The following is a 15,834-nucleotide window of genomic DNA, read 5'->3' on the forward strand; positions in this document are numbered from 1 at the left end:
CCCAGACGTTCGTCCCCGGTATGACCGTCGCGGCAGCGGTCACCGTATCGCCTCCTCCCGGGGTCACCCGGCCAGGTTCGCCTGGCTCACCTCTCCCGAAACGCATGACCGCCCCCACAGGTTGTCTCTCGCCGCGAACCAGTTCGAGGGACGCCGGTTCACCGCCTCGACACGGAGCCGGGAATTCTGAACGTACCGTCCCCCTGAACAGGGAATTCGTGGACGGCCACCACGGCGTTACGCGGTATCGGCCCGTACACGTGGGGGAACTGGAGACCGGCCGGATGCGGCGGGTCGCCGTCCTCCCAGACGACGGGCGCGCCGACGCGCGCCGGGTCGATCTCCAGCAGCACCAGATCGGTGCGGCCGGGGAACACGGCGTTGGCCGGGATATGCGCCGTTCCAGGGTCGGAGCAGTGGATGAAGCCGTCGGAGGCGAGCGACGCGGCGGTGTAGACGCCACCTTCGGGCACCGCGGCCCAATCGGCCTTGGGGCAGATATGGAGGATCACCCGCCCATCCTCGCGCATTTCGTCCTCTGGATGCGGGCTCCGCAGCCAGAGGACGAAATGCGCGGGAGCGGATCAGCGGATGGTGAGCTGGCGGCCGATCAGGCCGTCGCGCGAGCGCCTTTCGGCGGCGTTGAGCGGCTCGGTGTCGAGCGACTTCAGCGCGGCTTCGAGGCGGACGCCGAGCTGCTCCTTCGCGTCGGCCCACTCGCGGGCGTGGGCCTCGGGGTCGAGATCCCACACCGGGACGAGCAGCCCGTGCGCGCGGAACGAGCCGGCGTAGCGGGAGCCATCGCCGAGGCTCAGCTCGCCGGCCGCGGACAGCCGCGCAAGCGCTTGCAGCAGCAGGTTCTCCGGTTCCGGGCGGACCCAGCGCAGGTGCGCCTTCTCGCCGGCGAGCACCCAGTACGCGCCCGCGCCGAGGCGTTCCGTCGGCATGATCGCCGCGTTCGCGCGCTCGAGGGACAGCGCGACGTCGCCGCTCGCGTCGGCGTCCTCGGGCAGCCACCAGGCGAAGTCGTTGTAGAGCGTGACGTCGAGTTCGGCGTTCACGTCGAGCAGGTCCTGCAGACGGGCCTTCTCGTCCGCGGTGGGCGGCGTCGTGGTGTCCGGCACGGACAGCACGTCACCCTCCTTGGCGTCCAGCACCCACTTCAGCGCGCGGCCGAGGTCGCGGCTGATGTCCGAGGACCGGGTCTGCACCTGCATCCCGACGTAGCGCTCGCCGTCGGACCGGACGAACGCGGCCGCCGCCATCGGCAGCACCGTGCCGAGCGTGACCTTCTCGCCGGAGCCCAGCGTGAGCGCCGCCGTCGCCGACGGGACGAACTCGCGCAGCGCGATCAGCTCGGTCTCCGCCGCGAGCCCCTCGAAGGGCTGGCCGACGAAGACGTCGCGCACCTTCGGCTTGCGATCCGAGGTCGTCTTGGGACCCTTCTTGCGCGAACCCTTGCCCACGTCAGCCTCCTCAAAGCTCGGTTCGGAACGCTATCGCGGGAAGGCACGCGCCTCGTAAGGCGGGTTAGAGTCGGCACGTGTTCGACCTCGCCGACCCGGCCTTCCTCGCGAATCCGTACCCGTATTTCGCCGACCTCCGTGAGCGCGGCGAAGTCCACCGCCACGACGGCCTCGGCATCGCCGTGGCGGTGTCGCACGCGGCGTCGGCCGCCGTCCTGCGGCATCGCGGGCTCGGCCGGATCTGGCAGGACGCGCTGCCGGTGGAGCGGTTCGCGTCGTTCAACCTGCTGCACCGCAACTCGCTGCTGGAGAACGAGCCGCCCGCGCATACGCGGCTGCGGCGGGTGATCGCGGGAGCGTTCGGGCGCGGGCACGTCCAGCGGCTGCGGCCGATGGTCGCCGAACTCGCCGACGGCATGGTCGACGCGCTCGCCGCCGAGATCGCCGAAACCGGCTCGGCCGACCTGCTGACGCATCTCGCGCAGCCGCTGCCGGTCGCGGTCATCGCGGAACTCCTGGGCGTCCCGGTCGAGGACGGCCCGCGCATGGTCACCCTTTCGAACCACATCGTGAAGATGTACGAGTACGGGCTCGCCGAGGAGAAGCGCGACGCCGCCGAAGCGGCGTCCGCGGAGTTCGTCGAGTACCTGCGCGACGTCGCGAAGCAACGCGCGAACTCCCCCGGCGACGACATCGTCAGCGATCTTCTGCGCAGTGAGCTCACCGAGGACGAGCTGGTCGCGACCGCCGTCCTGCTCCTGATGGCCGGGCACGAGGCGACGGTGAACGTCATCGGGAACGGCGTCAACGCGCTGCTGACCCACCATGACCAGTGGGAACGACTGGTGGCCTCCCCGGATCTGCTGGACCCGTGCGTCGAGGAGCTGATCCGCTTCGACGCGCCGCTCCAGCTCTTCGAGCGGACGGCGACCGCCGACGTCGAAATAGCCGGATTCCGGGTCACCGAGGGCGAGAAGATCGGCGCGCTCCTCGGCGCCGCCGCACGGGACCCGAAGGTCTTCGACCGGCCCGACACCCTCGACATCGGTCGAACGCCGAACGCGCACCTCGGCTTCGGCATGGGCATCCACTACTGCGTCGGCGCCCCGCTCGCGCGCGTGGAGATCGCGGCCGCGCTGAGCTCCCTCGCCTCGAAGCTGCCGGGACTGGAACTCGCCGAAACCCCGGAGCGGCGGCCCGAATTCGTGATCCGGGGGCTGCGCTCGCTCCGGGTCACCACGCGCTAGGGGTACTCGACGACCACTTCGTAGAGCGCGGCGTTGGGGGTCGCGACCTCCGCGGCGCGTTCGGTCGACGCCTGGAACACCTGGTTCTTACCTGCCGCCTCCCAGGCTTCCTTGCTGTCGTAGTGCGTGACGTTGACCAGCTGGAAGCGTGAATCCGGCAGCAGCGCCCGATGGAGCTTGGCGTCGCGGAAACCGGGCGCGTCCCGCATCAGCTTCGCGCGCTCTCGCCACGTCTCGACGAACTCGTCCACGTGGTCCGCGGGGATCTCGAAGACATTGATGAAGGTGACGCCGTCGTCGCTCATGATCACCAGTCTGGAACCTCCAGTGAACTGGAGGTCAACGGTGACCTGGCTCACCCCGGCGGCCCGGGCGGTAGCAAAGGTCCCTTGCTCTCTTTCCGCAGGTCCGTGTCAGCGCACTGAGGAGGCCGGGCGCTCCCGCCGCTCAGGATCCGGCGCCCCGTCCACCTTCAGCACGCGAAGCAGTCGAAGGCGCTTCTCCGCAACAGGGGCGAGCAAGCCGGACATGCGCTTCACGAGCAGCGCCGTCACCACCGCCAGCCCGGCGGCGGCCAGGTCGGTCAGCGCGACCAGGACGACCCCGTCGGCCAAGGCCTGGACGCCGTCACGGAACCGCCAGACGATGACGAGCCCGAGCAGCACCCAGTTCAGCATCCAGACGCCCCACCAGATCAGCACGAGCCGCGACGGCTTCGGCCGGGTTTCCCGTGTCCGGCGCAGAACGGCGTGTTCGAGTTCGGCGACGATCGGCAGCGCCATGATCAGGTTCACCACCGGCACCAGCACGAACGCCAGCACGTGCCACTGCCGCCTCGGCGGCACCTCGCCGCGGGCGTCCGCGGCGGCGTGCCTGGCCACGAGCAGCCACCACACGGTGAGCCCCGACGGCAGCAGCGAAAGGATCGTCGTGAGCAGGCCCGCGGTGATCACGAAACTGTCGGACACCGAGACGACGGACGTCGACAACGCGGAGTCACGGCTCTGCACGAGCAGGACGTAGCGCCAGATTTCGGCGGCCGAGGCCACGACGGCGAGAGCCGCGAAGGTCCACAGCACCGGCAGGAGGCTTCGCGTGATCACCCGCAGCCGTTCCCCCGCGGTGACCTCGCCGGAGGCCGTCCCGGGGACCGCGGTCGGCCGTCGCCAGACCAGGTTCGGGAAACCCCAACGCGGCGGGACCGGATAGGACGGCGGACCGGAGTAGGGCTCGGCCACGGGCTTGCGACGCGGTGGCAAGGCGCCCGGCGGCGGCGAAGCGACCCAGCGGATGCGATGGCGCACCGGCTGCCGCATCGGTGCGGGGCGCACCGGCGGCATCGGCGCTCTCGGCGGGTAGTGGCCTGGCTGCACGGTTACAGCACTTCGGGTTCGACGCCGGGATGGTCGCCGACCATCGGGCGCCCCTCCTGCTTCCAGGAGCCCATCCCGCCGGCGACGTTCACCGCGTCCCAGCCGCTCGCGTTGAGCCACGCGGTGGCGCGCGCGGACCGGCCGCCACTGCGGCAGATCACGTGGATCGGCTGGTCGTCGGGCAGCTCGTCGAGTTCGGCGACACGCGCGGGCAGCTCACCCATCGGGATGTGCTTGGCACCCGGGGCGTGCCCGGCGGCCCACTCGTCGTCCTCGCGGACGTCGAGCAGCGCGACACCGTCCTTCGGCAGGTCACGGACGGCGACGGTCGGGATGTCAGCAGGGCTCACCACCCTCCCATCCTCGCATCCCGTCCCGTTGCGCGCGCGTGAAGAGGCACTCAGTGCCGGACGGCCTTTTCCGCCCCGACACCGGTGAGCGAGCGGACCTCCATCTCGGCGTACTTCTTCTGGTTGTGCTCCTTGGACAGCACGGTCCCGAGCCAGCCGAGGAAGAAGGCGACCGGGATCGAGACGATGCCCGGGTTGTCCAGTGGGAACCAGTGGAAGTCGACGCCCTGGATCATCGAAGCGCTCTTGCCGGTCTTCGGGTCGACGGGCTTACCCGAGACCGCGGGCGAGAAGACGATCAGGATGACGCACACGCTCAGCCCGCCGTAGATGCTCCACAGCGCGCCTTGGGTGTTGAACCGCTTCCAGAACAGCGAGTACAGGATCGTCGGCAGGTTCGCCGACGCCGCCACCGCGAACGCGAGCGCCACGAGGAACGCCACGTTCTGGTTCTTCGCGAGGATCCCGCCGACGATCGCGACCGCCCCGATCACCAGCGCGGTGATCCGCGCGACGCGGACCTCGCTGTCCGGAGCGGTCTTGCCCTTCTTGATCACGCTGGCGTAGACGTCGTGCGCGAACGACGCCGACGCGGTGATCGTCAGGCCCGCGACCACCGCGAGGATCGTCGCGAACGCCACCGCCGCGATGAACCCGAGCAGGATCGGGCCGCCCAGTTCGAGCGCCAGCAGCGGGGCCGCCGAGTTGGTCGTCCCCGGCGCCTTCGCGATCACGTCCGGGCCGACGAGCGCGCCGGCGCCGTAGCCGAGTACCAGGGTGAACAGGTAGAAGACGCCGATCAGCGCGATCGCCCACACCACCGAACGGCGCGCGTCCTTCGCGGTCGGCACCGTGTAGAAGCGCATGAGCACGTGCGGCAGGCCCGCGGTGCCGAGCACCAGCGCGATGCCCAGCGACAGGAAGTCGAGCTTCGTCGTACCGGTCTTGCCGTACTGCTTGCCCGGCCCGAGCAGCGCTTCGCCGGTCTGCCCGCCCTTGTCGACGGCGGCCTGGAACAGGCTGGACAGGTTGAAGCCGTACTTCCCGAGCACCCACAACGTCATCGCGAACGTGCCCGCGATGAGCAGGACGGCCTTGATGATCTGGACCCACGTGGTGCCCTTCATCCCACCGATCAGCACGTACAGGATCATGATCACGCCGACGACGGCGATCACCAGGTCCTGGCCGAGATTCCCTTCGATGCCGAGCAGCAGGTTCACCAGGCCACCGGCCCCCGCCATCTGCGCGAGCAGGTAGAAGAACGAGACGGCGAGCGTGGAGATCGCGGCCGCCGCGCGGACCGGGCGCTGCTTCATCCGGAACGCCAGCACGTCGCCCATGGTGAACTTGCCGGTGTTGCGCAGCAGTTCCGCGACCAGCAGCAACGCCACCAGCCACGCGACGAGGAAGCCGATCGAGTAGAGGAAACCGTCGTAACCGTTGATCGCGATCGCACCGGCGATACCCAGGAACGACGCCGCGGACAGATAGTCGCCCGAGATCGCGATGCCGTTCTGCGGACCGGTGAACGCGCGGCCGGCGGCGTAGTAGTCGGACGCGGTCTTCGTATTCCGGCTCGCCCGGAAAACGATCACGAGCGTGATCGCCACGAAGATCGCGAAAATGGTGATGTTGAGCGCCGGATTGCTCCCCTGTACGCCCGCTGCCAGCGTATTCACCGTTCAGTCCCTTCGACCTCGTGCCGGATCTTGTCCGCGAGCGGATCGAGTTTCCGGTTCGCGTACCGGACGTAGAGGCCGGTGATCACGAAGGTGGACACGAACTGCAGCAGGCCGAAGACCAGGCCGACGGTGATGTTGCCGAAGAGCTTGGTGCTCATGAACCCGGACGCGTAGTCGGCGAGGAGCACGTAGAGCAGATACCAGAGGAGGAACAGGGCCGAGACCGGGAAAACGAATACCCGGAGCCTTCGTCGCAACTCGGCGAATTCGGGGCTCGCCTGGACCTTTTCCCAGTCGGATTCCGGATCGGACCCGAGACCTTGATCGGTATCGCTCACGTCGGACCTCCCGTCTGCCGCGACCATTCGATGACTTCGTTGTCACGAAAGATCATGCCCCTCTTAGGGCGTGAGAGGAGCAATCCATTTGAGTGAACGGTACGACTCTGAGTAGACGCTCGCGACTCGAAAGGGTGACTTACTTTCGGTGACGGCCTTTTCCGGTGGTCCGCGTCTTCTCTTCGGCCTGCCCGAACCGGGCGACCGCACGATCACGCATGAATCCGAGCGGATCGGGCGCGTGCAGTCGCAGCATCACGCCGTGGACGTCGTCCGGCCGCCCGTATCCGGTCGCGCGGCTCACCAGGTAGGTGGTCAGGAACGCCGCCGGGACGGTGATCAGCGCCGGCTGGTTCGCGAACCACGGCGCCCAGCCGCCGCTGTACTTGCTGACGATGTTGACCACCAGCGCGGTCAGCACCAGCCCGCCGCCGACGAGCATCCCGGCCAGCGCGCCGGGCCAGCTGAGCTTGCGCCACCAGACGCCGAGCAGCAGCAGCGGGCTGAACGTCGACGCGGCCAGCGCGAACGACATCCCGACCGAAAGCGAGAGGTCCTCCGACGGCAGCAGGACCGCCAGCGCGAACGGGATGATCGCCACGATCGCCGTCGCCACGCGGAAATCGCGGACGCGGCCGGGCAGGACGTCGGTGGACACGACCCCGGCCACACTCACCAGCAGTCCGGAGGAACTCGACAGGAACGCCGCGAAGGCGCCGGCCGCCGTCACCGCGCCCAGGATCTGCCCCCCGAGTCCGGGGAGGACGGCGGACGGCAGGAGCAGGACCGCGGCGTCGGTCTTGCCGGTCACCAGCAGCTCCGGCACGTACATCCGCGAAAGCGCGCCCAGCAGCGTCGGGAACAGGTAGAACAGCCCGAGCAGCAGCAGGACGTGCACCGTCGTGCGTCGCGCGGCCTTCCCGTCGGGGTTGGTGTAGAAGCGGACCAGGACGTGCGGCAGGCCCATGGTGCCGAGGAAGGTCGCGAGGATCAGCGAATAGACCTGCAGCAGATCGGTGAGACTGCCCGACCCCGGCCGGAGCCAGTCGCCGTTGGACGCGGGCGCGTCGCTGACCACCGGCACCGGGGTGCCCGCGGTGAACTTCAGCGTCGTGCCCTTCTCGACCTTGTGCGCGGCCTCCGGCGTCCACACCGCGAAACCGTTGGCACGCGCGCCTTCCACCTGTCCGTACGCCTCGAGCACGGTCACCGAGGTGACCTTCAGCGTGACGTCGGCCTGCACCGAAACCGTGGTGTTCTCCGGGAACGTCGGCGGGGCGGGCTGCCCCAGCGGACGCGCGCTGCCCGGCCCACCGGAACCGAGGAACACGATGCACAGGATGAACGTCGGCACCGCGATGGCGAACAGTTTCAGCCAGTACTGGAAGGCCTGGACGACGGTGATGGCGCGCATCCCGCCCGCGATCACGTTGAACCCGACCACGAAGGTGACCAGGAGCGCTCCGGCCCACACCGGCACCGGCAGGATGGTCGTGAGGGTCAGCCCGGCGCCCTGCAGCTGCGGGACCATGTAGAGGATCCCGATGAACACCACGAACGCCGTCGAGACCCGGCGCAGCATCGTCGAACCCAGCCGCATCTCGACGAAGTCCGGCAGCGTGTACGCGCCGGAACGCCGCAGCGGAGCGGCGACGAACAGCATCAGCGCGAGATAGCCCGCGGTGAAGCCGATCGGGAACCACAGCGCGTCGGCGCCGTCCTTGAGCACGATGCCGGCGACGCCCATGAACGACGCGGCGGACAGGTACTCACCGGAGATCGCGGCGGCGTTGCGCCGGGACCGCACGGTGCGCCGGGCGACGAGGAAATCGTGCGTGCTGACGGCCGACCTCGACGAGCGATGTCCGAGGTAGAAGGTCAGGACCGCGACCAGCACTATGCCGGCGATGGCCCACGAATTCAGCTGCACAGCAGGGATCCTCGCATGTGCAGCTCCGCAATCAGTTCTCGATCATGTCGACGAAGTCGCGTTCGTGCCGTTCGGCGAGCCGGTTGTACCAGAGACCGATGCCGAACAGGAACGGGAACGGCGCCACGCCGAGGATCAACCAGGGCACCGGGATGCCCACGACGGTCACCCGTCCGAACGACGGGATCAGATAGAACAGCACCGGAAGCGAACACAGTGTGACCATCACCAGCAGCGCCAGCAGGGAAGCCGTGCGCAGCTGGATCTTCACCAGATCCCGGACGAGGAGTTTCCCCCAGCTGGTCTGTTCTTCGAGTTCGACCCTGGCCCGCAGGGTGCTGGTGGCCTGCCGCGGATCGGCGAGGATCACCCGCTGCCGCTTGGGTTTCGCGTGATGTTCGGGTTTGGCCTGCTCGTGCTTCGGACCGGTCGGCGCGCCGGGAACGGGTTCGACGGCGGCGCCCTCCGGCACCGCCGGTTTCCTGCTCTTGCCGAGCGTCGGGTCCGGTTCGCGGACGCCGTTGACGCGGCGGTAGTAGTCGTCGGTCACGTCGACCGGTTGGCGCCGACCAGCCTGTCCTTGAGAGCGCGCGTGTGGCGGCGGCTCACCGGCAGCACCTTCTCCTCGTTCCCGATCACGACCTGGTACCCGCCCTGCCCCATGCGCAGTTCGGTGATCAGCGGCAGCGAGACCAGGAACGACCGGTGGATGCGGACGAAACCCGCCTTCTCCCAGCGTTCTTCGAGCTGGGCGAGCGGGATGCGGACCAGGTGGCTGCCGTCGGTGGTGAACAACCGGGCGTAGTCGCCCTGCGCCTCGACCCAGCGGACCGACGACCGCGGGATGAGCTTCGTGGTGCCCGCGAGCTCGACGGGGATGACCTCGTCGTCGTTCTTGACCTGTCCCAGCCCGCCTTCCGCGCCGAACTTCGGCGCGGCGTTGGCGGCGAGTTTGTCCATCACGCGTGTGATGGCGCGGTCGAGACGATCCTGCTGGTACGGCTTGAGCACGTAGTCGAGCGCGCCGAGGTCGAAGGCGTTGACGGCCTCTTCCGCGTGCCCGGTCACGAACACCAGCGCCGGCGACGGGCGCAGCGCGGCGAACACCCGCGACATCTCCATCCCGGACAGACCGGGCATGTCGATGTCGGCGAACACCGCGTCCACGATCGGCAGCCCGCGGGCCTTGCGGTCGGCCAGCCTCGGGTCGTCCGCGGACAGCAGTCGCAGCGCCTCCGAAGCGTCGATCGCCGGATAGACCAGGGCGACGTGCGGGCTGTTGCGGAGACAGTGGACGAGTTCGTCTAGCCCTTTGGGCTCATCGTCCACCGCCAGGACGATGAGCTTCCGGGTGTCATCGTGAGCACTCACAGTGAGACGCATCCTGCCCATTGCCGGGTTCCTTGTCCAGCCCGCTTCACGAAAGTCGAACGAAAAGGACGGCACCGCCCACCCCCGCGCCTGGGGTGACCGGTGCCGTCATCTTTTCCGGTGACACGAACCGCCTCGCCGTGCCACATCTAGCCCTTCACGGCGTGAAGGTGAACCAGTTGACGCTCACGAAATCGGCGGGCTGTCCGCTCGTGAAGGTCAGGTAGACGTCGTGTTTCCCGGTGACGCCGCTGATATTCGCCGGGATGGTCCGCCAGCTCTGCCAGCCGCCGGTGTTCGCGACGGCGAAGCTGCCGACGGGCGGGTTGGACCGGCTGTCGAGCCTGACTTCGACGAGTCCGCTGACGCCGCCCGCCGCTCCGGACGCGACGCGCGCCTGGAACTGCCTGCCCGTTTGCGTCCCGAAGTCGATGCCCGGATACAACGCCCAGTCACCATTGCCCGCCGGACCGATGCTCTGCCCGCCACCGGTGTCGGACGTGGCCTGTTTGGCGATCCCGGCCGCCTGGCCGTACGACTCCGCCTGGATCGTGCTGTACGCGCTGCCACCGCCAGGACTTCCCGTGGTGGTGGTCGTGGGCGGGGTGGGGGTCGTGCCGCCACCGCGGGTCAGGACGGTGACGTAGTCGACGAGCATCGGGTGTCCCGGCACGATCCCCGGCCCCGGCGTCGTGGTGCCGGAGTTGTTGTTCGGGAACGCGCCGCCGATGGCGACGTTCAGCAGGACGAAGTAGCCGGCGTGGTTCGTCATGTTGGCCCACGTCGTGGCGTCGACCTGGTTCTGGCTGACCGAATGGAACTGCTGGCCGTCCACGAACCACCGGAACACGTTGGGGCTGACGCTCGTGTCCCATTCGAAGGTGTAGGTGTGGAACGCGCTCTGACAGCTCGCGCCGGGGCAGGTGCGGCTGCCGACGAGGCCGGTCGTCTCGTTGCACGGGCCGCCGGGGTTGACGCCGCAGTGCAGCACACCCCAGACCGTGTTGATCCCGTTGACGTTCTCCATGATGTCGAACTCGCCGACGGCGGGCCAGTTCCAGTAGTTGCCGCGATACGGCGAGCCCAGCGCCCAGAACGCGGGCCAGTAGCCGAGCGCGGCGGCACCGGTGACGTTCGGCATCTGGATGCGGCCTTCGATCCGCAGCGCGCCGCCGGCTGGCGGTTTGAAGTTCGTGCGCTGCGTTTCGATCCGCGCCGACGTCCAGTTGCCCGCGCCGTCACGCAACGGCGTGATCCGCAGGTTCCCGGAACCGTCCTGGGCGAGGTTCGCGGGGTTCGCCGTGTAGTTCTGGATCTCGCCGGTGCCCCAGTTGCCGGGGCCGCCGGGGTAGCCGTGGCCGGTGTCGATGATCCAGTTCGCGCTGGACGGGAGCGAGCCCGCGGCGCCGGTGAAGTCGTCGGTGAACACGGTGGTCCAGCCGGACGGCGGGGGCGGGACGGCGGCGGACGCGGGCAGGGTCAGGGGGACCGTGATCAGAGCCGCGCCGGCTGTCGCGGCGAGCGCGATCTTCCAGCGGCTCGTTCGGGGAGAAGTAACGGACATCGGACCTCCTCGTCAACGCTGTCGAGGTTTGTTGCCGTTCACAACAAAGCGGTATGTCCGATATGAGACCTGGTCTGAACCACTTACGCCTACCACCGTTCGGGTGAATCCGCGCCGCCCCCGAACGCAATGAAAGGTCCTTTCCTTGCGAAATTTGCAAGGAAAGGACCTTTCATCTCACGGGGTCAGAGTCCGAAGCGGCTCCAGGCGGCCTTGGACTGGACGGCGTCCAGAAGCGCGCTCGCCGCGGCGGGAGCGCCGATGCCGAGCCGCGCCAGCAGCGGCTTCTTCGGTTCGGCGATCGCGATCTCGGCGTCCGGGTACCGCTCGCTGAGCACCTGGCGGAGGCTGCCGACGCCGTCGATCAGGCCGAGCTCGACCGCGCGGGCGCCCAGCCAGACATCCCCGGTGAACAGGTCCTCGGAGCCGGAAAGCCGGTCACCGCGGCGTTCGGTGACCCAGTCGACGAACAGTTCGTGGAGCTGGCCGTGCATCTTCTTCAGCCACTCGACGTCTTCCGGCTTCTCCGGGCTGAACGGGTCGAGCCGGGACTTGTTCGCCCCCGCGGTGTGCAGCCGCCGCTCGATGCCGAACCGTTCCAGCAGACCGGTGAACCCGAAGCCGCCGCTGATCACGCCGATGGAGCCGACCATCGACGTCCGGTGCGCGTAGATCTCGTCGGCGGCGCAGGCCAGCCAGTAGCCGCCGGACGCGGCGACGTCCTCGGCGAAGGCCAGCACCGGCACGTTCTTCTCGTCGGCGAGCTGGCGGATCCGCTCGGCGACCAGGCCTGACTGCGTCGGCGCGCCACCCGGCGAGTTGATCTGCAGCGCGACGGCCTTCAGCCGCTCGTGCCCGAACGCGCGCGTCAGCGCCGATTCGACGGCGGCGAGGTTGATCGACCCCCTGGCCAGCGGCGACGGGGTCGGCGTGATCACCCCGTGCAGCTTCACCACGGCGACGACGTCCTTGCGTTCACCCCGATCGCCGATCATCGGGAGACGGGAGGTCAGCTTGTCCGCAACGCTCATACCGCCAGGCTACCGACGTTCAGGACGGCAGCACGCCGCTGCGCGAACCGCTCACCCCGCTGGACTCGTTCGGACCGCCCTGTGGCGGGACGGTCGCGCTGTCGGCGGAGAAGTCCGGCAGATTCGGCCGCACGCCCGGCATGAACTTCGGCACCCGCAGGGTCACCTTCATGCCGGCGCCGGGCGCCGTCTCGACCATGAGCGCGTAGTCGCGGCCGAACACCTGCTGCATCCGCTGGTTGATGTTGCCGAGGCCGACGTGCGCGCCCGTGCGGTGCTGGCTGCGGAGGTCCGCGAGCTTGGCGGGCTCCATGCCGATGCCGTCGTCCTCGACGCTGATCAGCGCTTCGGCGCCGTAATCCTCGGCGATCACCGTGACGCAGCCGCCGGACGGCTTCGACGCGAGACCGTGTTTGACCGCGTTCTCCACCAGCGGCTGGATGATCAGGAACGGCACGACCACCGAAAGCACCTCGGGCGCGATCTTCATCCGCACTTCGAGCCGTCCGCCGAAGCGGGCGTTCTCGATGGTCAGGTACCGGTCGATGTTCCGCAGTTCCTCGGCGAGCGAAGTGAACATGCCCGACGTCCGGAACGAGTAGCGCGTGAAGTCCGCGAAGTCCTGAAGCAGTTCTCGCGCCTCCTCCGGGTCTGTCCGGATCAGCGACGAGATCGTGTTGAGCGCGTTGTAGACGAAGTGCGGGGAGATCTGCGCGCGCAGTGCCTTGATCTCCGCCTGCTGGAGCTGGTTCTTCGATTCATCCAGACGCGCCAGCTCGAACTGGGTGCAGACGAACTGCGCGACCGCGTCGGCCATCTGCACCAGCCGCCCGCGGGTGCGCCCGACGACCAGCAGCGCGGCCTCGGTCTCGCCCTCGACGATCAGCGGCACGATCACCGCCGTCCGCATCCGGCAGGTTCCGCGGTGGTTGCACGGCATCTTGTCGTGCGCGACGACCTCGCGCCGGTGCTTGCGGATGGCGTTGCCGATGGCGTCGACGAGGTCGACGTAGTGGTCGTTGGCCTCGCCGTCCCACGACAGCAGCGTGCCTTCGCTGTCGGTGATGCCGACGGCGACGCAGTCGAGCATCTCCAGCAGCTGGCTGGTGATCTTGTCGGCGACCTGCTCGTCGAGCCCCTCGCGGAGATCCGGTGTCGCCTTCGACATGCGGTGGACGGCCTGCAGCACCGCGTTCTCCACGATGCTCGCGGGACGCCTCAGCTTGATCAGGAGGACGACGACGAGGATCGCGAGCAGCAGCGCCACACCCCAAGGGATGATCTGCGCGATCTCGAGCCCGGACACGGCGTCCATGCTCTGCGCTCGACCAACCGGGTGCAAGGTCTGCTCCCCACTTTCCGTTGAGTTGTGACAACTGAGGGTGGGGCCGACCCTACCCAAGACCGGGGCGTCGCCCCCATGGTCACTCCTCGTCGCACCGAGAAGACTGTGCGCAGGCAATCGCTTCCGGGGGAGGAACACAATGCGCGGATCGGGGAAACTCGCGGCGGGGGTGCTGGCGGGGGTACTGCTGGCGAGCGGGACGGCGACCGCGGCCGGGGATCCGGTGCGCGCGGCCGTCGGCGATCTGGTCGGCGAAGGGGGTTTCCCGGGAGCGGTCGTCCAGGTCCGGACCGGTGAGGCGGTCTCGCGCTTCGGCGCCGGATACGCGAACCAGGCCACGCGCGAACCCGCGGGGCCGCAACACCGGTTCCGGATCGCCAGCAACACCAAGGCGTTCGTCGCCACGGTGGTGCTGCAGCTCGCGGGTGAAGGCTCGCTGTCCCTCGACGATCCGGTGGAGCGATGGCTGCCCGGTGTCGTACGCGGACCGGGCTACGAGCCGGAGAAGATCACGCTGCGCATGCTGCTGAACCACACTTCCGGCGTGCACGATCCGCTGGATCCGCATTTCTTCGACCCGTACCTCGTCCAGGGGAACCGGGCGCACGTCATCACGCCGTCGGAGGTGATCCGGCGGTCGCTCGTCGACCGGCCCTCGTTCGCGCCGGGCACCGGCGTGGAGTACTCGAACACCGGATATCTGGTGCTGGGCAAGGTGATCGAGCAGGTCACCCGCGACGACGTCCGCGAGGAGATCCAGCGGCGGATCCTCGGTCCGCTCGGCCTCGGGCGGACGTACTTCCCGCTGTGGTCGCCGTTCCTGCGCGGTCCGCATCTGCACGGATACGACCTGCGCGGCGAGGACATGACGGTGTTCAGCCCGTCGTACGACTGGACCGCGGGTGCGATGGTGTCGACCGTCGACGACGTCGCGACGTTCCACCGCGCGTTGCTGGCGGGACGGCTCTTGGCACCCGCGCAGCAGGCCGAACTCAAGCGGCTCGTGCCGTACAGCGGCTTGGGCGCGTACGGCGCCGGCGTCGAGACACTCAACCTGCCGTGTGACGGCGGTACGAAGACGGTTTGGGGCAACACCGGTGCCGGGCCGGGATTCTACAGCGTTTCGCTGAGCACCGCGGACGGCTCGAAGCAGATCGTGCTGGCGCTGAACGTGTACGACCTCGCCGCGGACGTGCACGGCGGGAAGCGGGTACCGAAGCCGCCGATGCCCGCGGTGATGGCCGCCCTCTGCTGACCGGTCACTTGAGCAGACGCGACATCCGCCGGTCCGCCAAGGGTTTCCCGCCGGTCTGGCAGGTCGGGCAGTACTGGAAGGACTTGTCCGCGAACGAGATCTCGCGGATCGTGTCACCGCAGACCGGACACGGCAACCCGGTGCGCGCATGCACCCGCAACCCGGACCGTTTCTCGCCCTTGAGCCGGGCCGCGGACTGGCCGACCGACCGCGTCACCGCGCTGGTCAGCACTTCGCTGATGGCTTCGAAGAGCCCGTCGAGCGCCCCTTCGGACAGCTTTCCGGTCGTGGCGTAGGGAGAAAGCTTCGCCATGTGCATGATCTCGTCGGAGTAGGCGTTACCGATCCCGGCGATCAGCGACTGATCGGTGAGCGCCGTCTTCAACCGTTCGGTGCGCCCGGCGAACAACTTCTCGAGCCCTGCGCGGTCCAGCGAAAGCGCGTCCGGCCCGAGCCGCGCGATACTCGCGACCTCCTTCTCCGGATCACGCACGATCCAGACCGCCAGGCCCTTCTTCGTCCCGGCCTCCGTGAGATCGAAGCCCGGACCGGCGGCCGCGTCGAGATGGACGCGCAGCGAGATCGGCCCCTTACCGGGTTTGAGCGGTGCCGGCGCCAACGCGTCGGACCAGCGCAGCCAGCCCGCCCGCGCCAGATGGACGACCAGGTGGAGATCACCGGCGACGAGATCCAGATGTTTGCCGAACCGGCCCGCACCGGTGACCTCGCGGCCGTGCAGCTCCGTCCACGGCGGGGTCGCCGTCTTCAGCACGCTGAGGGACGCCACGTCGACACGGAAGACCGTCTTGCCCACCGCGTGTTCACGCAGGTGGTGGGCGAGCGCTTCGACCTCGGGTAACTCGGGCATGACCCCAGTCT

The 15,834-nt window shown here is 68.8% G+C and carries 16 protein-coding genes; 2 read left to right on the plus strand and 14 right to left on the minus strand.

From position 1 onward, the window contains the following. Window positions 1–158: 158 nt before the first annotated feature. The gene (locus tag ACFVM3_RS02150; protein ID WP_378434753.1) at window positions 159–512 is read right to left on the minus strand and encodes a DUF952 domain-containing protein; all 354 of its coding nucleotides are present in this window, start codon (window positions 510–512) and stop codon (window positions 159–161) included. Between the two features lie 72 nt (window positions 513–584). Beyond that, complete coding sequence (locus ACFVM3_RS02155) at window positions 585–1,466, minus strand: DUF5926 family protein (protein ID WP_378434755.1); 882 nt, start codon at window positions 1,464–1,466, stop codon at window positions 585–587. Between the two features lie 77 nt (window positions 1,467–1,543). Between ACFVM3_RS02155 and ACFVM3_RS02160 the strand changes: the two genes are divergently transcribed. Further along, window positions 1,544–2,713, plus strand: a complete 1,170-nt coding sequence (locus ACFVM3_RS02160) for a cytochrome P450 (RefSeq protein WP_378434757.1) — start codon at window positions 1,544–1,546, stop codon at window positions 2,711–2,713. Here ACFVM3_RS02160 and ACFVM3_RS02165 read toward each other — a convergent pair. The 11 genes from ACFVM3_RS02165 to ACFVM3_RS02215 all read right to left on the minus strand — a co-directional run bounded on the left by ACFVM3_RS02165 (window position 2,710) and on the right by ACFVM3_RS02215 (window position 13,670). After that, window positions 2,710–3,018 carry an antibiotic biosynthesis monooxygenase gene (locus tag ACFVM3_RS02165; RefSeq protein ID WP_125679191.1) on the minus strand — a complete coding sequence of 103 codons (309 nt, stop codon included), beginning with the start codon at window positions 3,016–3,018 and terminating at the stop codon, window positions 2,710–2,712. The genes ACFVM3_RS02160 and ACFVM3_RS02165 overlap by 4 nt on opposite strands. Window positions 3,019–3,126: 108 nt before the next feature. Further along, window positions 3,127–4,053, minus strand: a complete 927-nt coding sequence (locus ACFVM3_RS02170) for a DUF4328 domain-containing protein (RefSeq protein ID WP_378434759.1) — start codon at window positions 4,051–4,053, stop codon at window positions 3,127–3,129. 35 nt (window positions 4,054–4,088) lie between these two features. Next, window positions 4,089–4,439, minus strand: coding sequence for a rhodanese-like domain-containing protein (locus tag ACFVM3_RS02175; RefSeq protein WP_378434761.1), 351 nt, complete (start codon window positions 4,437–4,439; stop codon window positions 4,089–4,091). A 47-nt stretch (window positions 4,440–4,486) separates the two neighbouring features. After that, window positions 4,487–6,118, minus strand: a complete 1,632-nt coding sequence (locus ACFVM3_RS02180) for a cation acetate symporter (RefSeq protein ID WP_378434763.1) — start codon at window positions 6,116–6,118, stop codon at window positions 4,487–4,489. Further along, complete coding sequence (locus ACFVM3_RS02185) at window positions 6,115–6,459, minus strand: DUF485 domain-containing protein (RefSeq protein WP_378434765.1); 345 nt, start codon at window positions 6,457–6,459, stop codon at window positions 6,115–6,117. Before ACFVM3_RS02185 ends, ACFVM3_RS02180 begins: the two co-directional genes overlap by 4 nt. A gap of 139 nt (window positions 6,460–6,598) precedes the next feature. Beyond that, complete coding sequence (locus ACFVM3_RS02190; protein WP_378434767.1) at window positions 6,599–8,389, minus strand: cation acetate symporter; 1,791 nt, start codon at window positions 8,387–8,389, stop codon at window positions 6,599–6,601. Window positions 8,390–8,420: 31 nt separating this feature from the next. Beyond that, a complete protein-coding gene (locus ACFVM3_RS02195; protein ID WP_378434769.1) occupies window positions 8,421–8,939 on the minus strand; it encodes a hypothetical protein in 519 nt (172 codons plus the stop codon). Then, window positions 8,936–9,772 (minus strand): LytTR family DNA-binding domain-containing protein, encoded by an 837-nt coding sequence (locus tag ACFVM3_RS02200; protein WP_199745589.1) that lies wholly within the window; start codon window positions 9,770–9,772, stop codon window positions 8,936–8,938. Before ACFVM3_RS02200 ends, ACFVM3_RS02195 begins: the two co-directional genes overlap by 4 nt. Window positions 9,773–9,917: 145 nt before the next feature. Continuing rightward, the gene (locus tag ACFVM3_RS02205; protein ID WP_378434771.1) at window positions 9,918–11,324 is read right to left on the minus strand and encodes a carbohydrate-binding protein; all 1,407 of its coding nucleotides are present in this window, start codon (window positions 11,322–11,324) and stop codon (window positions 9,918–9,920) included. 185 nt (window positions 11,325–11,509) lie between these two features. Further along, on the minus strand, window positions 11,510–12,355 hold the full coding sequence (locus ACFVM3_RS02210; protein WP_378434773.1) for a S49 family peptidase: 846 nt from the start codon (window positions 12,353–12,355) through the stop codon (window positions 11,510–11,512). A gap of 19 nt (window positions 12,356–12,374) precedes the next feature. Further along, the gene (locus ACFVM3_RS02215; protein ID WP_125679199.1) at window positions 12,375–13,670 is read right to left on the minus strand and encodes a histidine kinase; all 1,296 of its coding nucleotides are present in this window, start codon (window positions 13,668–13,670) and stop codon (window positions 12,375–12,377) included. 169 nt (window positions 13,671–13,839) lie between these two features. Between ACFVM3_RS02215 and ACFVM3_RS02220 the strand changes: the two genes are divergently transcribed. Beyond that, complete coding sequence (locus ACFVM3_RS02220) at window positions 13,840–14,955, plus strand: serine hydrolase domain-containing protein (protein WP_378434775.1); 1,116 nt, start codon at window positions 13,840–13,842, stop codon at window positions 14,953–14,955. A 4-nt stretch (window positions 14,956–14,959) separates the two neighbouring features. On the opposite strand, the gene ACFVM3_RS02225 is transcribed toward ACFVM3_RS02220, so the two are convergent. After that, complete coding sequence (locus ACFVM3_RS02225; RefSeq protein ID WP_378434776.1) at window positions 14,960–15,823, minus strand: Fpg/Nei family DNA glycosylase; 864 nt, start codon at window positions 15,821–15,823, stop codon at window positions 14,960–14,962. Between the last annotated feature and the right edge of the window lie 11 nt (window positions 15,824–15,834).

Source organism: Amycolatopsis sp. NPDC057786 (assembly GCF_042797905.1).
Taxonomy (GTDB): domain Bacteria; phylum Actinomycetota; class Actinomycetes; order Mycobacteriales; family Pseudonocardiaceae; genus Amycolatopsis.

Excerpts from the sequence above, each read along its gene's own strand:
- ACFVM3_RS02165 (WP_125679191.1), bottom strand. The coding sequence starts at position 3,018 with ATGAGCGACGACGGCGTCACCTTCATCAATGTCTTCGAGATCCCCGCG.
- ACFVM3_RS02170 (WP_378434759.1), bottom strand. The coding sequence starts at position 4,053 with ATGCCGCCGGTGCGCCCCGCACCGATGCGGCAGCCGGTGCGCCATCGC.
- ACFVM3_RS02200 (WP_199745589.1), bottom strand. The coding sequence starts at position 9,772 with ATGCGTCTCACTGTGAGTGCTCACGATGACACCCGGAAGCTCATCGTC.
- ACFVM3_RS02205 (WP_378434771.1), bottom strand. The coding sequence starts at position 11,324 with ATGTCCGTTACTTCTCCCCGAACGAGCCGCTGGAAGATCGCGCTCGCC.
- ACFVM3_RS02210 (WP_378434773.1), bottom strand. The coding sequence starts at position 12,355 with ATGAGCGTTGCGGACAAGCTGACCTCCCGTCTCCCGATGATCGGCGAT.
- ACFVM3_RS02215 (WP_125679199.1), bottom strand. The coding sequence starts at position 13,670 with ATGGACGCCGTGTCCGGGCTCGAGATCGCGCAGATCATCCCTTGGGGT.
- ACFVM3_RS02220 (WP_378434775.1), top strand. The coding sequence starts at position 13,840 with ATGCGCGGATCGGGGAAACTCGCGGCGGGGGTGCTGGCGGGGGTACTG.
- ACFVM3_RS02225 (WP_378434776.1), bottom strand. The coding sequence starts at position 15,823 with ATGCCCGAGTTACCCGAGGTCGAAGCGCTCGCCCACCACCTGCGTGAA.